The following is a 14,832-nucleotide window of genomic DNA, read 5'->3' as shown; positions in this document are numbered from 1 at the left end:
AAAAAACCCATACCCGCCCGGCATGAAGCCGGGCGGCGCCAACCGGCGCCCGTGCCGGACGCTCCCCGGCCCGCGGCGGCATCGGTTATTGCGTGATCAGATGGCGATCCAATAGCGCCTGACAGGATGCCGGCAGCGGCGGCGGCGTTTTTTTCACCGGCGGCACGCCCGGTTTCGGCGGCAGGAACCAGCTGTCGAGCTCGGCGCCGCAGCCGTCGCCGGCGGGCGGCGGCGCCTGCTCACGGCATTCCAGGCTGTCGGCGGGACAGCGCAGGCGCACGTGCATATGGGCGCGATGGCCAAACCACGGGCGTACCTTGGCCAGCCAGCCGCGATCATCGCCCGCCACCCGGCACAGCTGCTTTTTAATCGCCGGGCTGACAAAAATCCGCGTGACCTCGCTGTCTTCGGCGGCCAGTTTGATCAGCATCGCGGTTTGCGGCTGCCATACCGCCGGATTAACATCGCGGCCGTTAGCCGTCACCAGATCCAGGGGCTGCGGTTTGAGCAACTGCTGCGCCGTCCAGCGCTGGCGCGGCAGCTGCAGCCAGATATCCACGTCCAGGCCCGACTGATGGCTGGCGTGGCCGCTGCCGAAACGGCCGCCCGCGGGCATGGCCATATCGCCCACCAGCAGCACGTCGCCCAGGTTGAGATGGCGGATCTGATTGCTCAGGCGCAGGATAAACATCAGCAGATCGGGATGGCCGTAAAAGCGCCGCTGGTCCGGGCGCAAGACCTGGTAGTTGGCCGCCTGCAGCTGCAGCGGCTGCGCGCCGATAATGCAGCCGTTGGCGAACTCGCCGATGGCCTGCGCCGGTCCGGGAACCGGATGATTGATGCTCTGCCACGGCGTTGGCGCCGCAAACACCTGGACGGAGGCCAGGGCCAGTAATCCGACTATCCATTGCCGCATCATATTACCACTGAGGAAGGGTTGAGTTGACATCGCCGCACTGCGCGCGCTGGCGCAGGAAGTGGTCCATTAATACCATCGCCATCATCGCCTCGGCGATGGGCACCGCCCGGATGCCCACGCAGGGGTCATGGCGGCCGCGCGTCACCATTTCCACCTGCTCGCCGGCGCGGTTAATGGTCTGGCCAGGCACCATGATGCTGGAAGTGGGTTTCAGTGCCAGATGGGCGAGTATCGCCTGGCCGCTGCTGATGCCCCCCAATACGCCGCCGGCATGGTTGCTGGTAAATCCCCGCGGCGTGATTTCGTCGCGGTTTTCACTTCCCCGCTTGGCCACCACCGCAAAGCCGTCGCCGATTTCCACGCCCTTCACCGCGTTAATGCTCATGAGGGCATGGGCCAAATCGGCGTCCAGACGGTCGAACACCGGCTCGCCGAGGCCCGCGGGCACATGCTCCGCCACCACCGTGACTTTGGCGCCGATGGAGTCGCCCTCTTTCTTCAGGGCGCGCATCAGTTCGTCCAACGCCTCCAGCCGGTCCGGATCGGGACAGAAAAACGGATTTTGCCCGACCTGGTCCCAATCTTTCAGCTCGCAGGCGATGTCGCCCATCTGCGCCAGGTAGCCGCGCACCGTCACGCCGAATTTTTGCGCCAGGTATTTTTTAGCAATCGCACCCGCCGCCACCCGCATGGCGGTTTCCCGCGCCGACGAGCGGCCGCCGCCGCGATAATCGCGCACGCCGTATTTCACCTCGTAGGTGTAATCGGCATGGCCGGGACGGAAGACATCCTTGATGGCGCTGTAGTCCTGCGAGCGCTGATCGGTGTTTTCAATCAACAGGCCGATGCTGGTGCCGGTCGTCACCCCCTCGAACACGCCGGACAGGATCTTCACCTGATCCGCCTCGCGCCGCTGGGTGGTATAGCGCGAGGTGCCGGGCTTGCGCCGGTCCAGATCCTGCTGCAGGTCTGCCTCGGTCAGGGGCAGGCCCGGCGGCACGCCGTCGACGACGCACCCCAGCGCCACCCCATGGGATTCACCGAAGGTGGTGACGCGAAATAATTGGCCGATACTATTCCCTGCCATCAGGACGCCTCTCTCAATGTGTTAACACGCATACCGGTTAATCCTGGAATATTGTAAAGCAATCGCTGCAGGCCACAAGCTGTTCGCGGGTCAGTGAGAATACCCCCTCGCCGCCGTGGTCAAACGTCAGCCAGTTAAACGGGACGTCGGGGAACTGCTCGATCAGATGCACCATGCTGTTGCCCACTTCGCAGATCAGCACGCCGTCGTCATTCAGGTACTGCGGCGCGCAGGCCAGGATGCGGCGCACCAGCTTCAGGCCGTCGCGGCCCGCCGCCAGCCCCAGCACCGGCTCGGCGTGGAACTCCTGCGGCAGGTCGTTCATATCCTCTTCATCCACATAAGGAGGATTGGTGACAATCAGATCGTAGCGCAGGGCCGGCAGTTCGCGAAACAGATCGGAACGCAGCGGCGTGACCCGTTCGTCGAGTCCATACGCCTGGATATTGTGCTCGGCCACCGCCAGAACGTCGGCGGAAATATCCACCGCGTCCACTTCCGCCTCCGGAAAGGCAAAGGCGCTGGCAATGGCGATACAGCCGCTGCCGGTGCACATATCCAGGATATGGCCGGGCGGATGCGGCAGCAGGTCGCGGTAGCGATCGTCGATAAGCTCGCCGATGGGCGAACGGGGGATCAGCACCCGTTCATCCACATAGAATTCCAGGCCGCAAAACCAGGCTTTGTTGGTAAGGTAAGGCACCGGGATACGTTCATTTATCCGGCGCACCACCCGCTCCACGATGCGGTAGCGCTCGCTGGACGTCAGCCGCGACCCATACATGTCCTTCGGCAGGTCCAGCGGCAGGAACAGGCTGGGCAATACCAGCTGCAACGCCTCGTCCCAGGGATTGTCGGTGCCGTGACCGTAGAAAATCTGCGCGGCGTTAAAACGGCTGACCGTCCAGCGCAGCAGATCCTGAATACTGTGCAGTTCGGCGACGGCCTCATCCACAAAAATTTTGTCCAATTATTTCACCCCAGGGCATGATGCGGTTCTAAGGACATAGTTTGCCATGAAGCGCACGACAAAGCAGCAGGCATCGCCCCGTCATGCCGCGTGATGGCCGACATTTTTTACCGCTGGGGGAAAATGGCGCCGGAAATGGAAAATTTCGCCGGAAAATGACAAGACGGGGTAAACTTGCATAAAAGCAGCAAACGCAGAGCAGGGAATGAAAAAAAGATACCAACTGGCCGATGAAGAACGCCATCTGTTCCGGGAATCCATCGCCGGTACGCGCCCGTTGCGCCAAGATACCGTCAAGCCCCCCAAGCCGCGCCGCAGCAGGGCCGTCCTGCCCGCCCGGCGCTTGATGCAGGAACAGGTGGACGCCAGTTTTTATTTTTCCGATGAGTTCCAGCCGTTGCTGGACAGTGAAGGGCCGGCGCGTTATGTACGCCCGGACGCCAGTCCCTATGAGGTGAAAAAACTGCGGCGCGGGGATTATACCCCCGAGCTGTTCCTCGACCTGCACGGGCTGACCCAGGCGCAGGCCAAAGAGGAACTGGGGGCGTTGATTGCCGCCTGCCGGCGGGAACATGTGCACTGCGCCTGCGTCATGCACGGCCACGGTAAACATATCCTGAAACAGCAAACGCCGTTATGGCTGGCCCAGCACCCCGATGTGCTGGGCTTCCACCAGGCGCCGAAAAACTTCGGCGGCGACGCGGCGCTGCTGGTCCTGATTGAACTTAGCGCATAACGCGCCTTAGACTTTCACCAGCAATTGCGCCGGGCTGACCTGCCACTCCAGTTTGCCCTGGCCGCTTTCGCCCTCCAGGGTGACGCAGGCCACCGCCGAGGTGGCGAACATCGGCGCCTGCTCGTCGGGGCATAAATCAGCGACCAGGTAGCCCACCAGCGGCAGATGGGAAACGATCAGCACCGATCCCAGACCTTCATTCGCCAGCGCCTGCAGATAACAACACACCAGGTCGACGTCGCCGCCCGGCGTGAGTTCGGGCAGGCTTTCCTCGCCGTCCGGCAACACCAGTTCGTCACGCAGCACGTCCAGCGTTTGCCGGGCGCGCAGATAAGGACTGACCAACACACGATCGGTATCGAGGATCCTGGTACTTAACCAACATGCCATCAGGCGTGATTCATCACGACCGCGAACTGTCAGAGGCCTTTCCGCATCACTGGCCGCTTCGAGCTGAGCGTCGCCGTGCCGCATAATTAAAACTTGCATAGTGCACCGTTGTTGTTTGACAAAAACGCGAAAGATAAACGCAACGACCGGGCCTTTGCGCTCGAAATCGCGTAAATAAAACGCTGCTTTTTACATCAATACCCGCCATGGAGTCAACACATGGACGTTAATTGATCCTCCGCCGGGCTTTTCCATAGGGGAAAAACCCGCAGCAGACTGAGGCTATTAGCGTATGACAACTATTACCGGTAAAGGTGCAGGCTAAGTAACATATTTACGAATATCCCCCGGAGAGTGGCCGGAACCGGTAATTCAGCAAGCGGCCACGGGCCAATCCGCTCATAAGCTTAATATTGGCATGACGGCACGAAAAATAAAGCGTAGCGCCAGGGAACACTACGTCTGGAACGACGCCGCGGGCGCCGGCCCAGGGTAAAGTAAGCCATAATTGCGCGCCCGGGCGCGATAACGACAAGGACGGATAGGGTTATGGCGCCGGTATAATCTTGCCCATGGGTCATCAAACGCAGGCCCGGTCACGGGCCTGTCATGAGCGGATTAACGCAAACCGAGCTGGAAAATCAGCGTTTCAGCCTGGCAGCTGAAGGTAAAATCAGCGTTTAGCTCAACGCCGCCCTTAACGGGTTCGATGCGGCTGCTGATGTCGCAGGGATCGGATTCCACCGCGCGCGCTTTTTCCGTCAGCATCGCCAGCATGGCTTCCGCTTCCTGGCGCTGTTCAAACACCTTGCTGAACGACGCCGTGCAGTCTTCGTTATCAATGATAGTGCCGACATCGACACAGCAACAGGCGGCGGTTTCTTCAGCACTGCATTTGTTAATAGAGTGAGTCATTGCAATCTTCTCCACAGGATTTACCTGTTTGACAATAATAAGCCGTTCAAAAGTATCTACGGCTTATCATACTCCTGTACACCCAACGTTGATAGGGCCGGCTCCGCCGGCTATTGCGAATCGATATCCTTCAGATCGCCCTGTATCGCCTGGGCGTTGGGGTTTTCCTGCGGTTTCAGCCGGCCGCCGCTGGCCAGGAAATCATGCCGCTGGAAATAGGCGGCGCGCACCAGCGCATAAGGATCGGCGGAATTGCGCAACAGGCTGTCGGAGTCCAGCAGCTGCGCGCGGGTTTCCACGCCTTCGAATACCCATTTACCGGCGGACATCCACCAGGTGAGATAACTTAACACCGGATAGAAGTTGTCCACCGCCCCGCCCAGATCCTCGCGCGGGGTAAAGCTGCCGTAACCCGGCAGCACTACATAAGGACCGTAGCCGACGCCATAGGTGCCAAGGGTACTGCCGAACCGGCGCGGTTGTTCCTTAGCCAGCTTGGGATTGGCCATGGACGCCACGTCGATCAGGCCGCCCATCCCCAACAGGGTATTGAGGAAAAAACGGTTGAAGTGGATCATGGCTTCATAGGGCTTGCCGATGGCGAAATAGTTGACCATGGAGGCCGGTTCTTCAAGGTTGCTCAGAAAATTACCCAGGCCGTTGCGCGCGGGCTTGGGCACGTAATCGCGCCAGGCCACCGCCACAGGACGCACCACGTACGGATCCAGGACATTGTAGTTAAAATCAAACATCGTACGGTTAAACCCTTCCAGAGGGTCCGAACGCTGCTGTGAAGACGGATCGGTTTTATCGCTGGCGCATCCCAGAAGCAATACGCTGGCCAGCGCCAAACCTGACAGGCGGTAATTCATCATTCAACTCCATTTATTATTGTTATGCCGGCCGCTAGGGCATGTGTTGATCTATGCGCACGGCGATCCGGCCGGTGCCGCTGAAATCCTGCAACGCGCTCTCGCCAAACCAGTCGCCGGGCCTGGCGTCGGCGCCACCGTCACGGGCAATCCTCACCCGTACCTTTACCTGTCGCTGGGCGGAAAGCAAACGCTCCGGCAACATGGCATTGCTGTCATCCAGCGTTAACGATAACGGAAAGCGGCTCAATGGCAAAGTTTTAACCGCAACCGGTACCGGACTTTTTCCGTCGGTGACCGAAATAAACAGCGTTCCCTGTGCCGGCGGTTTATCGTCCAGGGCCGGCGCCAAAGTAACATCCACGGTAAGTTTCGCCGTCTCCTGGCCTGACAACGCGCGCGCCTGGTTAATCACGCGCCTGATGGCGTCGCCATGGGCATCGCCCGCGGGCAGCAGGGTCAATACCTGGCGCCACAGGCTTATCGCCTGCGCGTAGTCGCCTTGTTGATACAGGCCGACCGCCAGCAGGTTAAGCGCCGTGATGTTGCCCGGCTGCCGTTTGAGCAGCGCGCGCAGCAGGCTGTCGCCTTCCTGGTTGTCGCCCGCGTCGGCGGACCGGGTCAATACCCCGGCGTAATCGAGCGTAATCGCGTCATCGTCCGGGGCCAGACGATGGGCGCGTTCAAACGCCTGGGTGGCCATGGCCGCATCATTCATTACCACGCCGATGCGCCCGAGGATCAGCCAATCCTGGGTCTGTTGCGGATGTTCGCGCAGCGAGGCGCGCAGCCCGACCGCAAACCGCGCCAGCTCCTGCGCCGACAGCTGGCTGGCATGCGGGTCCATAATGCGCGCCCGCAGCGCCGGCATCTCCGCCACCGTCTGCTGCCAGCGCCATACCTGGAACGCGCCGCCGGTCCAGGCGTAAAACGCCAGGGTAACCAGCACCAGAGCCGCCGCGCCCGGGATCAGGACCCACGCGCCCAGCGGCGGTCTGGCCGGCGCCGGCGCCACGGGGATATCCGACAACAGGTTTTGCTGCAGCTCCTCAATATGCAGGGTGCGCTCAGCCACCACGCCCTGCGCCTCATCCTGGGCCAGTTCATCCAGCCGGTGCGTAAAAAACGCCTGGTTCAGGCTGTCGCGGGTTATCGCGCCGCCTTGCCGGCGGTAGCGCAGCGCCGGCAGCACAAACAGCGCACAGGCCAGCGTCAGCAGTAGGGTAAAGGTCATGCCGGCTATTATCATGGCTGTTCCCGATTGGTTTTTTCCAGCAACCGCGCCAGACGCTGCCGTTCTTCGCTGGATAGCGGACTGCGCCCGCCACGCCGGGACGCGCGCAGCACCACGGTCAAACCGCCGGCGATCACCACCGCGAGCGGCCCGAGCCACAAAAAAACCGTCAGTGGATTAAGGGGCGGCACATAAGTCACGAAATTACCGTAGCGCGCCACCATGTAAGCGATGATCTGCTCCTTGCTCCTGCCCTGCATCATCAGCTGATAGACCTTGGCGCGCATATCGGCGGCAATAATCGCATTGGAGTCGGCGATACTGTTGTTCTGGCACTTCGGGCAGCGCAGTTGCTGGGTCAGTTCCCGGTATTGCTGCTCCTGCGCCACACTGTTGAACTGCCGGGTATCTATCGCCGCACCGGCGCTAAAACCCAGGCAAAGGCACAGCAACAACATAATGCATTTTATCGCCATGCTCATGTCCCCTTGGCGTATTGCTGGTACAAGGGCAGCACCTCGCGCCGCCAGACGTCGGCATTCAGATCGCCCGCGTGGCGATAGCGTATTATCCCCCGGCCGTCGATGAGAAACGTTTCCGGCGCGCCATAGACGCCCAGGTCCAGCCCCAGCATGCCGTCGCCGTCGTACAGGCTCAGCGTGTAGGGATTACCCAGCGTATTCAGCCAGTTAACCGCTTTGAGGCGATCGTCTTTGTAATTCAGGCCCACCACCCTGACCCCCTGGGCCGCCAGGGTATTGAGGAACTGGTGCTCGGCCCGGCAGGTGGGACACCAGGTGGCCCAGACGTTAAGCAGCATCGGCCGCCCGTCGCGCAGTACCGAGCGATCGTAGGTCCTGGCGGGATCGTCAAGGGACGCCAGCCGGAAATCCGGCACCGGCTTGCCGATCAGCGCCGATTCCAGCAGCGTGGGATCATCGCCATGGGCATTGCGTGACAATTGCACGATAAAGGCGACGGCCAGCAGCAGGAACAACACCAGCGGAATATACAGCAGCTTTTTTTTCATAGTGGCACCCGACGTGCGGCCCGGCGGGCTTTTTTGTCGGCCCGGTAACGGGGGTCGGCCAGGCAGCACAGGCCGCCGGCCACCATAAACAGACCGCCCAGCCATATCCAGCGGACAAAGGGTTTATAATAGAGCCTGACCGCCCAGGCGCCGTCATCCATCTTCTCGCCCAGCGCGGCATACAAGTCGCGGGTCAACCCACCGCTGATGGCCGCCTCGGTCATCACCGTGCGGCTGACGCTGTAAAAGCGCTTTTCCGCCCGGAGCATGGCTTCCGGGTGGTTATGGCGCGTCACGTCAAACACCGCCGCGGCGCCGGTATAATTAGGGCCGCGCAAATCCTCCACGGCGCGGAAGACGAAGTGATACGCCTTGATGTCCACGCTGTCGCCGGTTTTCATGCGCACATCGCGCTCCAGGCTATAGTTCTGGCTGAAGGTGATGCCGATAACCGTCACCGCCACGCCAAGATGGCCGAGCACCATGCCCCAATGGCTACGGGTAAGATGGGCCAGCCCGCGGATAAAGCGGTGGCGATGGGTGGCGCGCTCGTGCACCTCCATCAGCGTCAGGATAATCACCCACAGCGACATCATCAGACCCACCACCGTCATGGCCTCGATCTCATCGCCCATCAGCCGGGGCAGCAGGATGGAAAGCGCCAGCGTGGCCGCCATGGCCAGCGCCAGGCGTTTAATCAGCGTTTTCGCCTCGTCCCGGCGCCAGCGGATTAACGGCCCGATACCGAGCAACAGGGCAAACGGCGCCATCAGCCAGGTAAACATACTGTTGAAAAAAGGCTCGCCGATGGAGATGCTGCCCATGCCGAGCTGTTTATGGATAAGCGGCAGCAACGTGCCGAGCAACACCACCAGCATCGCGGCCATCAGCAGCACGTTGTTGCCCAGCAGGAAGGTCTCGCGGGAGAAAACCTCGTGCTGCGCGCGGCTCCTTACCTTGCCGCCCTTGATGGCGTACAGCAGCAGCGAACCGCCGATCACCAGAATCAGGAACGCCAGGATAAACATGCCGCGCGCCGGGTCCGAGGCAAACGAATGCACCGACACCAATACCCCGGAACGCACCAGAAAGGTCCCCAGCAGGCACAGGGAAAAGGAGGCGATGGCCAGCAGCACCGTCCAGGATTTGAAGGTGCCGCGTTTTTCGGTCACCGCCAGAGAGTGCAGCAGCGCCGTACCGGCAAGCCAGGGCATAAACGAGGCGTTTTCCACCGGATCCCAAAACCACCAGCCGCCCCAGCCCAGTTCATAATAGGCCCAGGCGGACCCCAGCACGATGCCCAGCGTCAGGAAAATCCAGGCCGCCTGGGTCCAGGGACGGGACCAGCGGGCCCAGGCGGTATCCAGCCGGCCGGCAATCAGCGAGGCGATGGCGAACGAGAACGCCACCGAGAAACCCACATACCCCATATACAGCAGCGGCGGATGAAAAATCAGGCCGATATCCTGTAGCACCGGGTTTAAATCATGCCCGTCGATGGGAATATCCGGCAGGGTACGCGCAAACGGGTTGGACGTGAGCAAAATAAACGCCAGAAATCCGCTGTTGATCATGCCCATCACCGACAGCACCCGGGCGACGGCCTCATCAGGCATGCTGCGGCTGAACAGCGCCACCGCCAGCGTCCAGCAACTGAGCAACAGCACCCACAGCAGCAGCGATCCCTCATGGGCGCCCCAGGTGGCGGCGACCCGGTAATACACCGGCAGCGCGGTATTGGAATTATTCACGACATAAGCCACGGAAAAATCATTGACCACGAACGCATAGACCAGACAGGCAAAGGCGCCGGCGATGGACGCAAACACACCGTAGGACAACGGTCTGGCCACCGCCATCAGCCTGGCGTCCTGCCGCGAGGCGCCCCAGAGCGGATACACCGCCAGCAACAGCGCCAGGCCGATAGCCAGGCACAGCAGGAAATTACCGAGTTCCGGCATCATGGCTGTTCCTTAGACGGCGCGGCCCGGGCCGTATCCTGCCCGGGGTAGGGTATTTCGCCGCGCGCCAGGCGTTGCGTCCGGTCCTGGGGTTGGCCAGTCATGCCGGCCTGCACTGCGCCTTCGGCCATGGCGCGTTGACCGGCGGGCCGAGAATGGGTTTTCATCGCATCCTTCACTTCGGGCGGGGTATAGTTTTCATCATGTTTGGCCAGGACTTCACGCGCCTGGACCAGATTGCCCGCGCCCAGCACGCCCTGCGCCACCACGCCCTGCCCTTCGCGAAACAGATCCGGCAAAATGCCGTCATAGGTGACCGGTACGGAGCCGACGGCGTCATAGATCCTGAAGGTGACCTTCAGGGTATGGGCATCGCGCTTTACCGATCCCGGCATGACCATGCCGCCGATGCGCAGGCGCTGCCCGATATGCGGCAACTCCTGCCGCTCGCCCTTGCCCTCGAGGATCTCGCGCGGCGTATAGAACAAATCGATATTGGAACTGAGCGCGTAGAGCACCAGCGTGACTATCAGCGCGGCGCCCATCAGCATCACGACGGCCAGGTAAAGACGGCTTTTACGGCGCGGCGTCATCGGGCATCCCCCCGACGCGCGGACGGATCGGCCGGCGCGCCGCCACGGCGCATACGCAGGGCGCGCGCCTGCTGCCTGCGGATAGCGTCGAGCAGCTGTTGCCGCCGCCACAGGGTATGGGCTATCAATCCGGCCAGCGACGCCAGGGTAACCGCTACCGCCAGCCAGACGTAGAAACCATAGCCGCCCATGGCGAAAAACGCCGTCCAGGAGGTGAAAGCCGGGCTCACGATCGCCGCGCCTTATCAGCCAGCGCCACCGCCCACGGGCGATGACGGTCCTGTTGCAATATCAGGTTGCGTAAACGCATCAGCGTCAGGGTGGCGAAAAACAGCAGGTAACCGAAGATCGCCCAGCGCAGCGGAGTGCGCATGCTGGGATCAATGCTTTGTTGCATATTGGTCGAGCCTTGATGCAGGGTATTCCACCACTGCACAGAGTAATGAATAATCGGGATATTGACCACGCCCACCAGGATCAGGATGCCGGCGGCGCGCCCGGCCAGGCGCCGATCTTCAAACGCGTTGTACAGCGCCATAACGCCGAGGTAGAGAAACAGCAATACCAGCTCCGAGGTCAGCCGGGCGTCCCATACCCACCAGGTACCCCACATGGGTTTGCCCCAGGCGGAGCCGGTAACCAGCGCGATAAAGGTAAACGCCGCCCCCACCGGCGCCATGGCCGCCGCCGCCAAATCGGCCATCTTCATCTGCCAGACCAGGCCGATAAACGCGGCAACGGCCATCGCGGCATAGATACCCATGGACCACATGGCGGCGGGCACATGGATATACATGATGCGGACACTATCGCCCTGCTGATAGTCCGGCGGGGCGAAACCGAATCCCCAGCCCCAGCCGAGCAACAGCGTCGCCGCGCTCGCCAGCGCCAGAACCGGTATCAGCCGGCCGCACAGCTGGTACAGCCGCTCCGGCTTCGCCCACAAATGTAGTGTCTTCCACATTATTGTTTTGCTCACAGTAAAAATACATAACACGGCCTGTTCTTGCCGGCAGGCCGCAGGTTATTGCAGACTCACGCGCAGCGCGGCGGCGGCAGCGAAAGGCGCCAGCAGCGCGCTTCCCGCCAGCAGGGCGCCGAGGATCGCCAGATAGCCGTCAAAGGGCAGCCCCTGCGCGGCGTTATCCAGCGCGGCGGTGGCAAATATCAGTACCGGTATAAATAATGGCAGCAAGAGCAGGCTTAGCAGCACCCCGCCTTTACGCAATCCCAGGGTCAGGCCGGCGCCGATAGCGCCGATCAGGCTCAGGGTGGGCGTTCCCAGTAATAACGACAGCGCCATTGCCTGCCAGGTGTGGCGGTCCAGCGCCAGGAACAGGGCCACCAGCGGCGATAGCAGCAGCAGCGGCAACCCGGTGACCAGCCAATGCGCGCAAACCTTGCCCATTACCACCAGCGGCAGCGGCAGCGGCGACAGCAGCAACTGCTCAAGCGTGCCGTCATGAAAATCATCGCGGAACAACCGCTCCAGCGACAGCAGGCAAGCCAGCAAAGCCGCCACCCAGATGACGCCCGGCGCGATCCGCCGCAACAGCTGCGGTTCCGGCCCCACCCCCAGCGGGAATAACGTAATCACGATCAGGAAAAACCACAGCGGATTCACGATATCGGCGCGGTTGCGCAAGGCCAGCCGCAGCTCGCGGCGCACAATCAGCCAGAACATGGCGCCGCCTCCCCCTGCCCTGCGCCCAGGGCCATTTTGCGCACCCGCGCTTGCGTGTCCGGCAGCGCCTGATGGGTGGTCAGCAGCACGCTGCCCCGCGCGTCGGCGTGCGCGGCAAACAACGACATCAGCTGCGCCACGCCTTGTTGATCGATGGCGGTCAGCGGTTCATCCAGGATCCACAGCATCGCGGAGCTCAGCCACAAACGGGCCAGCGCGATACGGCGCTGCTGGCCCGCGGACAACCCCGTCGCGGGCAGGTCCTCGTAGCCCGACAACCCCACATGCTCCAACGCCCGCCACAGGTCCGCCTCATTGCGTCCGCCGCCGCCCAGCGCCTGGAAGAACGCCAGGTTTTCCAGCGGCGTCAGGGACAAATTAATCCCGGATAGATGGCCGATAAAAAGCATCTCGCGGTGATACAACCCGCGCTCGCGGCGAATCGGTTGCTGCCGCCAGCTGACCTGGCCCTCGTCCGGCTGCGCCAGCCCGGCCAGGATCCGCAGTAAAGAGGTTTTACCGGCGCCGTTGGCGCCCTCGACCTGGACAATGTCGCCGGGGGAAATGCGGAAGCTCAATCCGGAAAACAACACGCGATCATCACGAATACAGGACAGGTTGTTTGCTTCCAGCATCAGAAACCCAATTCATCATTAATTGTATGGCGATCATAGCATAGGCGACTATCGCAGCGCTGTTCATCGCCATTGCATTCTTTTTCGGTCCAAGAAGGATTGTATTAGATCAATAAAACGCAACAAATACCAGCAAAGTTAAAATTTTGTTACGTATTGCCCCCCGCTGGTGACAATTCTACCGGCGACTCCGCCGACCCGGCGGACTTCTTTTAGCGCCGCCGGAACAAAATACCGCTACGCTTATTGATTAACAGCGAATGTATTAATAACCCGACGGATACGGATGAGGAATGCGGATGAGCGAGACCAACAAACATGATGATCCCGGCGTCGCCGTGGAGAGTGACGAGCATGACGCCAATACCGATATCGAGGTGAAAGAACAGAATCTTCCTTCGCGCGCCGCCGCCATACATGAAATGATCCGCGAAGAGGGTGAAAAGGAGCTGGAACGCGACGGCCAGGCGCTGCTGTGGTCGGCGGTGGCCGCCGGCCTGTCGATGGGCGCGTCGCTGATGGCCAAGGGTATCCTGCATGCCCATCTGCCCGAGGGCGCCGCGGGCTTTTTGCTGGAAAACCTGGGCTACACCCTGGGTTTTATTATTGTCATTATGTCGCGCCAGCAGCTGTTCACCGAGAACACCCTGACCGCAGTGCTGCCGATTATGCAAAAGCCCACCGGCCATAATATCCTGATCCTGCTGCGATTGTGGGGCGTGGTGCTGCTGGGCAATCTTGCCGGCACCGCGGTGGTGGCGTTTGCCTTTCTCCATATGCCGATTTTTAATCCGGTCACGCGCGAGGCCTTTGTCGCCCTATCGCAGGCGATCATGGTCAATCCTCCCGGCGATATGTTCGCCAACGGCATTATTGCCGGCTGGATTATCGCCTCCATGGTCTGGATGATGCCTTCCGCGGGCAATGCCAAAATCCTGGTGATTATCCTGATGACCTATCTGGTGGGGATTGGCGATCTTACCCATATTGTCGTGGGTTCGGTGGAAGTGTTCTACCTGGTCTTTAACGGCGATATCCCCTGGCATCACTTTATCTATCCGTTCGCCCTGCCCACCCTTGCCGGCAATATCGTCGGCGGCACCTTTATCTTTGCCCTGCTCAGCCATGCGCAGATCCGCAACGACCTCAGCCGCCAGCGCAAGGAAGCGCTGAAAAAAGACGCCGCCCGCGACGGGCAACGGAAAGACCGCCGCCAGAAGGTGGATACCGGTGAGGAGTAGCACGGCAGGGACTGGCGGCGGAGGCCCTGACTGCCGCGCCGCGCGCGGGCAAACGGATTTTTTTGCCCGCGTTTGTCGAAGGAATGAGCAAACGCGCCGTTAAGTGCTTATTTTCGGTGCATAATCGGGTATAATCATGCCCGCTACAGGGTCCTCGTAGTTAAACGGATATAACAAGCCCCTCCTAAGGGCTAGTTACAGGTTCGATTCCTGTCGGGGACACCAACACCGCCTAAATCCGCGTAAACCCAACTAAACAGATCACCATACGATCCCCGTCACATCTGCGGCCGAGCTAAACCCACCTAAACGGATATAACTTCCAAACAAAGAACAAGTGGGGGTATTATCCGGGGTATCGCAAACTACCCCATTTTAATAAACCCTTAAATCAAATATTATTGCCCTATTTAAAAACGAACGAATATCAAAAATATGATTTTAAAAAATAAAATTGAGAAATGGATAAAAAACAAACCTTCATTTCTTTCCTTCCTGATAGGCCATACGGGTGACCTTTCGATAACCAATATCTCATTGAAGCGATAAGTTTATCCAGCAATGG

Annotated in this window: 16 protein-coding genes, 1 tRNA gene and 1 pseudogene; 3 read left to right on the top strand and 15 right to left on the bottom strand. The window is 60.7% G+C overall.

Going from position 1 to position 14,832, the window contains the following annotated elements; genetic code table 11:
- Positions 1-85: 85 nt before the first annotated feature.
- Genes mepA through prmB form a run of 3 tightly spaced genes read right to left on the bottom strand, consistent with a single transcriptional unit; the run spans position 86 to position 2,976 of the window.
- Positions 86-916 (bottom strand): penicillin-insensitive murein endopeptidase, encoded by an 831-nt coding sequence (mepA, locus tag ACL2XN_RS25440; protein ID WP_413731028.1) that lies wholly within the window; start codon positions 914-916, stop codon positions 86-88.
- 4 nt (positions 917-920) lie between these two features.
- A complete protein-coding gene (aroC, locus tag ACL2XN_RS25435; RefSeq protein WP_410014174.1) occupies positions 921-2,006 on the bottom strand; it encodes a chorismate synthase in 1,086 nt (361 codons plus the stop codon).
- Positions 2,007-2,043: 37 nt separating this feature from the next.
- Positions 2,044-2,976, bottom strand: coding sequence for a 50S ribosomal protein L3 N(5)-glutamine methyltransferase (prmB, locus tag ACL2XN_RS25430; RefSeq protein WP_413727931.1), 933 nt, complete (start codon positions 2,974-2,976; stop codon positions 2,044-2,046).
- A gap of 205 nt (positions 2,977-3,181) precedes the next feature.
- On the opposite strand from prmB, the gene smrB reads away from it, so the two are divergent.
- Positions 3,182-3,712, top strand: a complete 531-nt coding sequence (gene smrB / locus ACL2XN_RS25425; protein ID WP_410014172.1) for an endonuclease SmrB — start codon at positions 3,182-3,184, stop codon at positions 3,710-3,712.
- Positions 3,713-3,718: 6 nt separating this feature from the next.
- Here the strand turns inward: smrB and sixA are convergent, their stop codons facing one another.
- From sixA to ccmA, 12 genes and pseudogenes are all read right to left on the bottom strand, one after another.
- Positions 3,719-4,201, bottom strand: coding sequence for a phosphohistidine phosphatase SixA (gene sixA, locus ACL2XN_RS25420; RefSeq protein ID WP_410014171.1), 483 nt, complete (start codon positions 4,199-4,201; stop codon positions 3,719-3,721).
- Positions 4,202-4,720: 519 nt separating this feature from the next.
- Positions 4,721-5,017, bottom strand: a complete 297-nt coding sequence (locus ACL2XN_RS25415; RefSeq protein ID WP_410014170.1) for a YfcZ/YiiS family protein — start codon at positions 5,015-5,017, stop codon at positions 4,721-4,723.
- A 110-nt stretch (positions 5,018-5,127) separates the two neighbouring features.
- Positions 5,128-5,889: a phospholipid-binding lipoprotein MlaA gene (gene mlaA, locus ACL2XN_RS25410; RefSeq protein ID WP_410016760.1), complete on the bottom strand. Its 762-nt coding sequence runs from the start codon at positions 5,887-5,889 to the stop codon at positions 5,128-5,130.
- 34 nt (positions 5,890-5,923) lie between these two features.
- The gene (gene ccmI / locus ACL2XN_RS25405; RefSeq protein ID WP_413729727.1) at positions 5,924-7,138 is read right to left on the bottom strand and encodes a c-type cytochrome biogenesis protein CcmI; all 1,215 of its coding nucleotides are present in this window, start codon (positions 7,136-7,138) and stop codon (positions 5,924-5,926) included.
- Positions 7,135-7,593: a cytochrome c-type biogenesis protein gene (locus ACL2XN_RS25400; RefSeq protein WP_413731027.1), complete on the bottom strand. Its 459-nt coding sequence runs from the start codon at positions 7,591-7,593 to the stop codon at positions 7,135-7,137. Before ACL2XN_RS25400 ends, ccmI begins: the two co-directional genes overlap by 4 nt.
- A gap of 8 nt (positions 7,594-7,601) precedes the next feature.
- A complete protein-coding gene (locus ACL2XN_RS25395; protein WP_413729726.1) occupies positions 7,602-8,153 on the bottom strand; it encodes a DsbE family thiol:disulfide interchange protein in 552 nt (183 codons plus the stop codon).
- On the bottom strand, positions 8,150-10,117 hold the full coding sequence (locus ACL2XN_RS25390) for a heme lyase CcmF/NrfE family subunit (protein ID WP_413729725.1): 1,968 nt from the start codon (positions 10,115-10,117) through the stop codon (positions 8,150-8,152). Before ACL2XN_RS25390 ends, ACL2XN_RS25395 begins: the two co-directional genes overlap by 4 nt.
- Positions 10,118-10,257: 140 nt before the next feature.
- A pseudogene (ccmE, locus tag ACL2XN_RS25385) lies at positions 10,258-10,707 on the bottom strand (cytochrome c maturation protein CcmE); the annotation flags it as partial.
- Positions 10,704-10,937 carry a heme exporter protein CcmD gene (gene ccmD, locus ACL2XN_RS25380; RefSeq protein WP_410014166.1) on the bottom strand — a complete coding sequence of 78 codons (234 nt, stop codon included), beginning with the start codon at positions 10,935-10,937 and terminating at the stop codon, positions 10,704-10,706. The gene ccmD and the pseudogene ccmE, both read right to left, overlap by 4 nt.
- Complete coding sequence (locus ACL2XN_RS25375) at positions 10,934-11,671, bottom strand: heme ABC transporter permease (protein WP_410014165.1); 738 nt, start codon at positions 11,669-11,671, stop codon at positions 10,934-10,936. The genes ccmD and ACL2XN_RS25375 overlap by 4 nt, the downstream gene beginning before the upstream one ends.
- Before the next feature lie 60 nt (positions 11,672-11,731).
- Positions 11,732-12,391, bottom strand: a complete 660-nt coding sequence (gene ccmB / locus ACL2XN_RS25370) for a heme exporter protein CcmB (RefSeq protein WP_413729724.1) — start codon at positions 12,389-12,391, stop codon at positions 11,732-11,734.
- Positions 12,379-13,026 carry a cytochrome c biogenesis heme-transporting ATPase CcmA gene (gene ccmA, locus ACL2XN_RS25365; RefSeq protein WP_413729723.1) on the bottom strand — a complete coding sequence of 216 codons (648 nt, stop codon included), beginning with the start codon at positions 13,024-13,026 and terminating at the stop codon, positions 12,379-12,381. Before ccmA ends, ccmB begins: the two co-directional genes overlap by 13 nt.
- Before the next feature lie 299 nt (positions 13,027-13,325).
- Between ccmA and ACL2XN_RS25360 the strand changes: the two genes are divergently transcribed.
- Together ACL2XN_RS25360 and ACL2XN_RS25355 are read left to right on the top strand one after the other, a co-directional pair.
- Positions 13,326-14,267, top strand: coding sequence for a formate/nitrite transporter family protein (locus ACL2XN_RS25360; RefSeq protein WP_413729722.1), 942 nt, complete (start codon positions 13,326-13,328; stop codon positions 14,265-14,267).
- Between the two features lie 150 nt (positions 14,268-14,417).
- Positions 14,418-14,492 (top strand) — tRNA-Arg (locus ACL2XN_RS25355).
- Positions 14,493-14,832: the final 340 nt, after the last annotated feature.

This window comes from Sodalis sp. RH22 (genome assembly GCF_047324165.1).
GTDB lineage: Bacteria > Pseudomonadota > Gammaproteobacteria > Enterobacterales > Enterobacteriaceae > Acerihabitans.
Note: the sequence above shows the minus strand (reverse complement) of the source record. Positions and strands in the feature narration are given on the sequence as shown.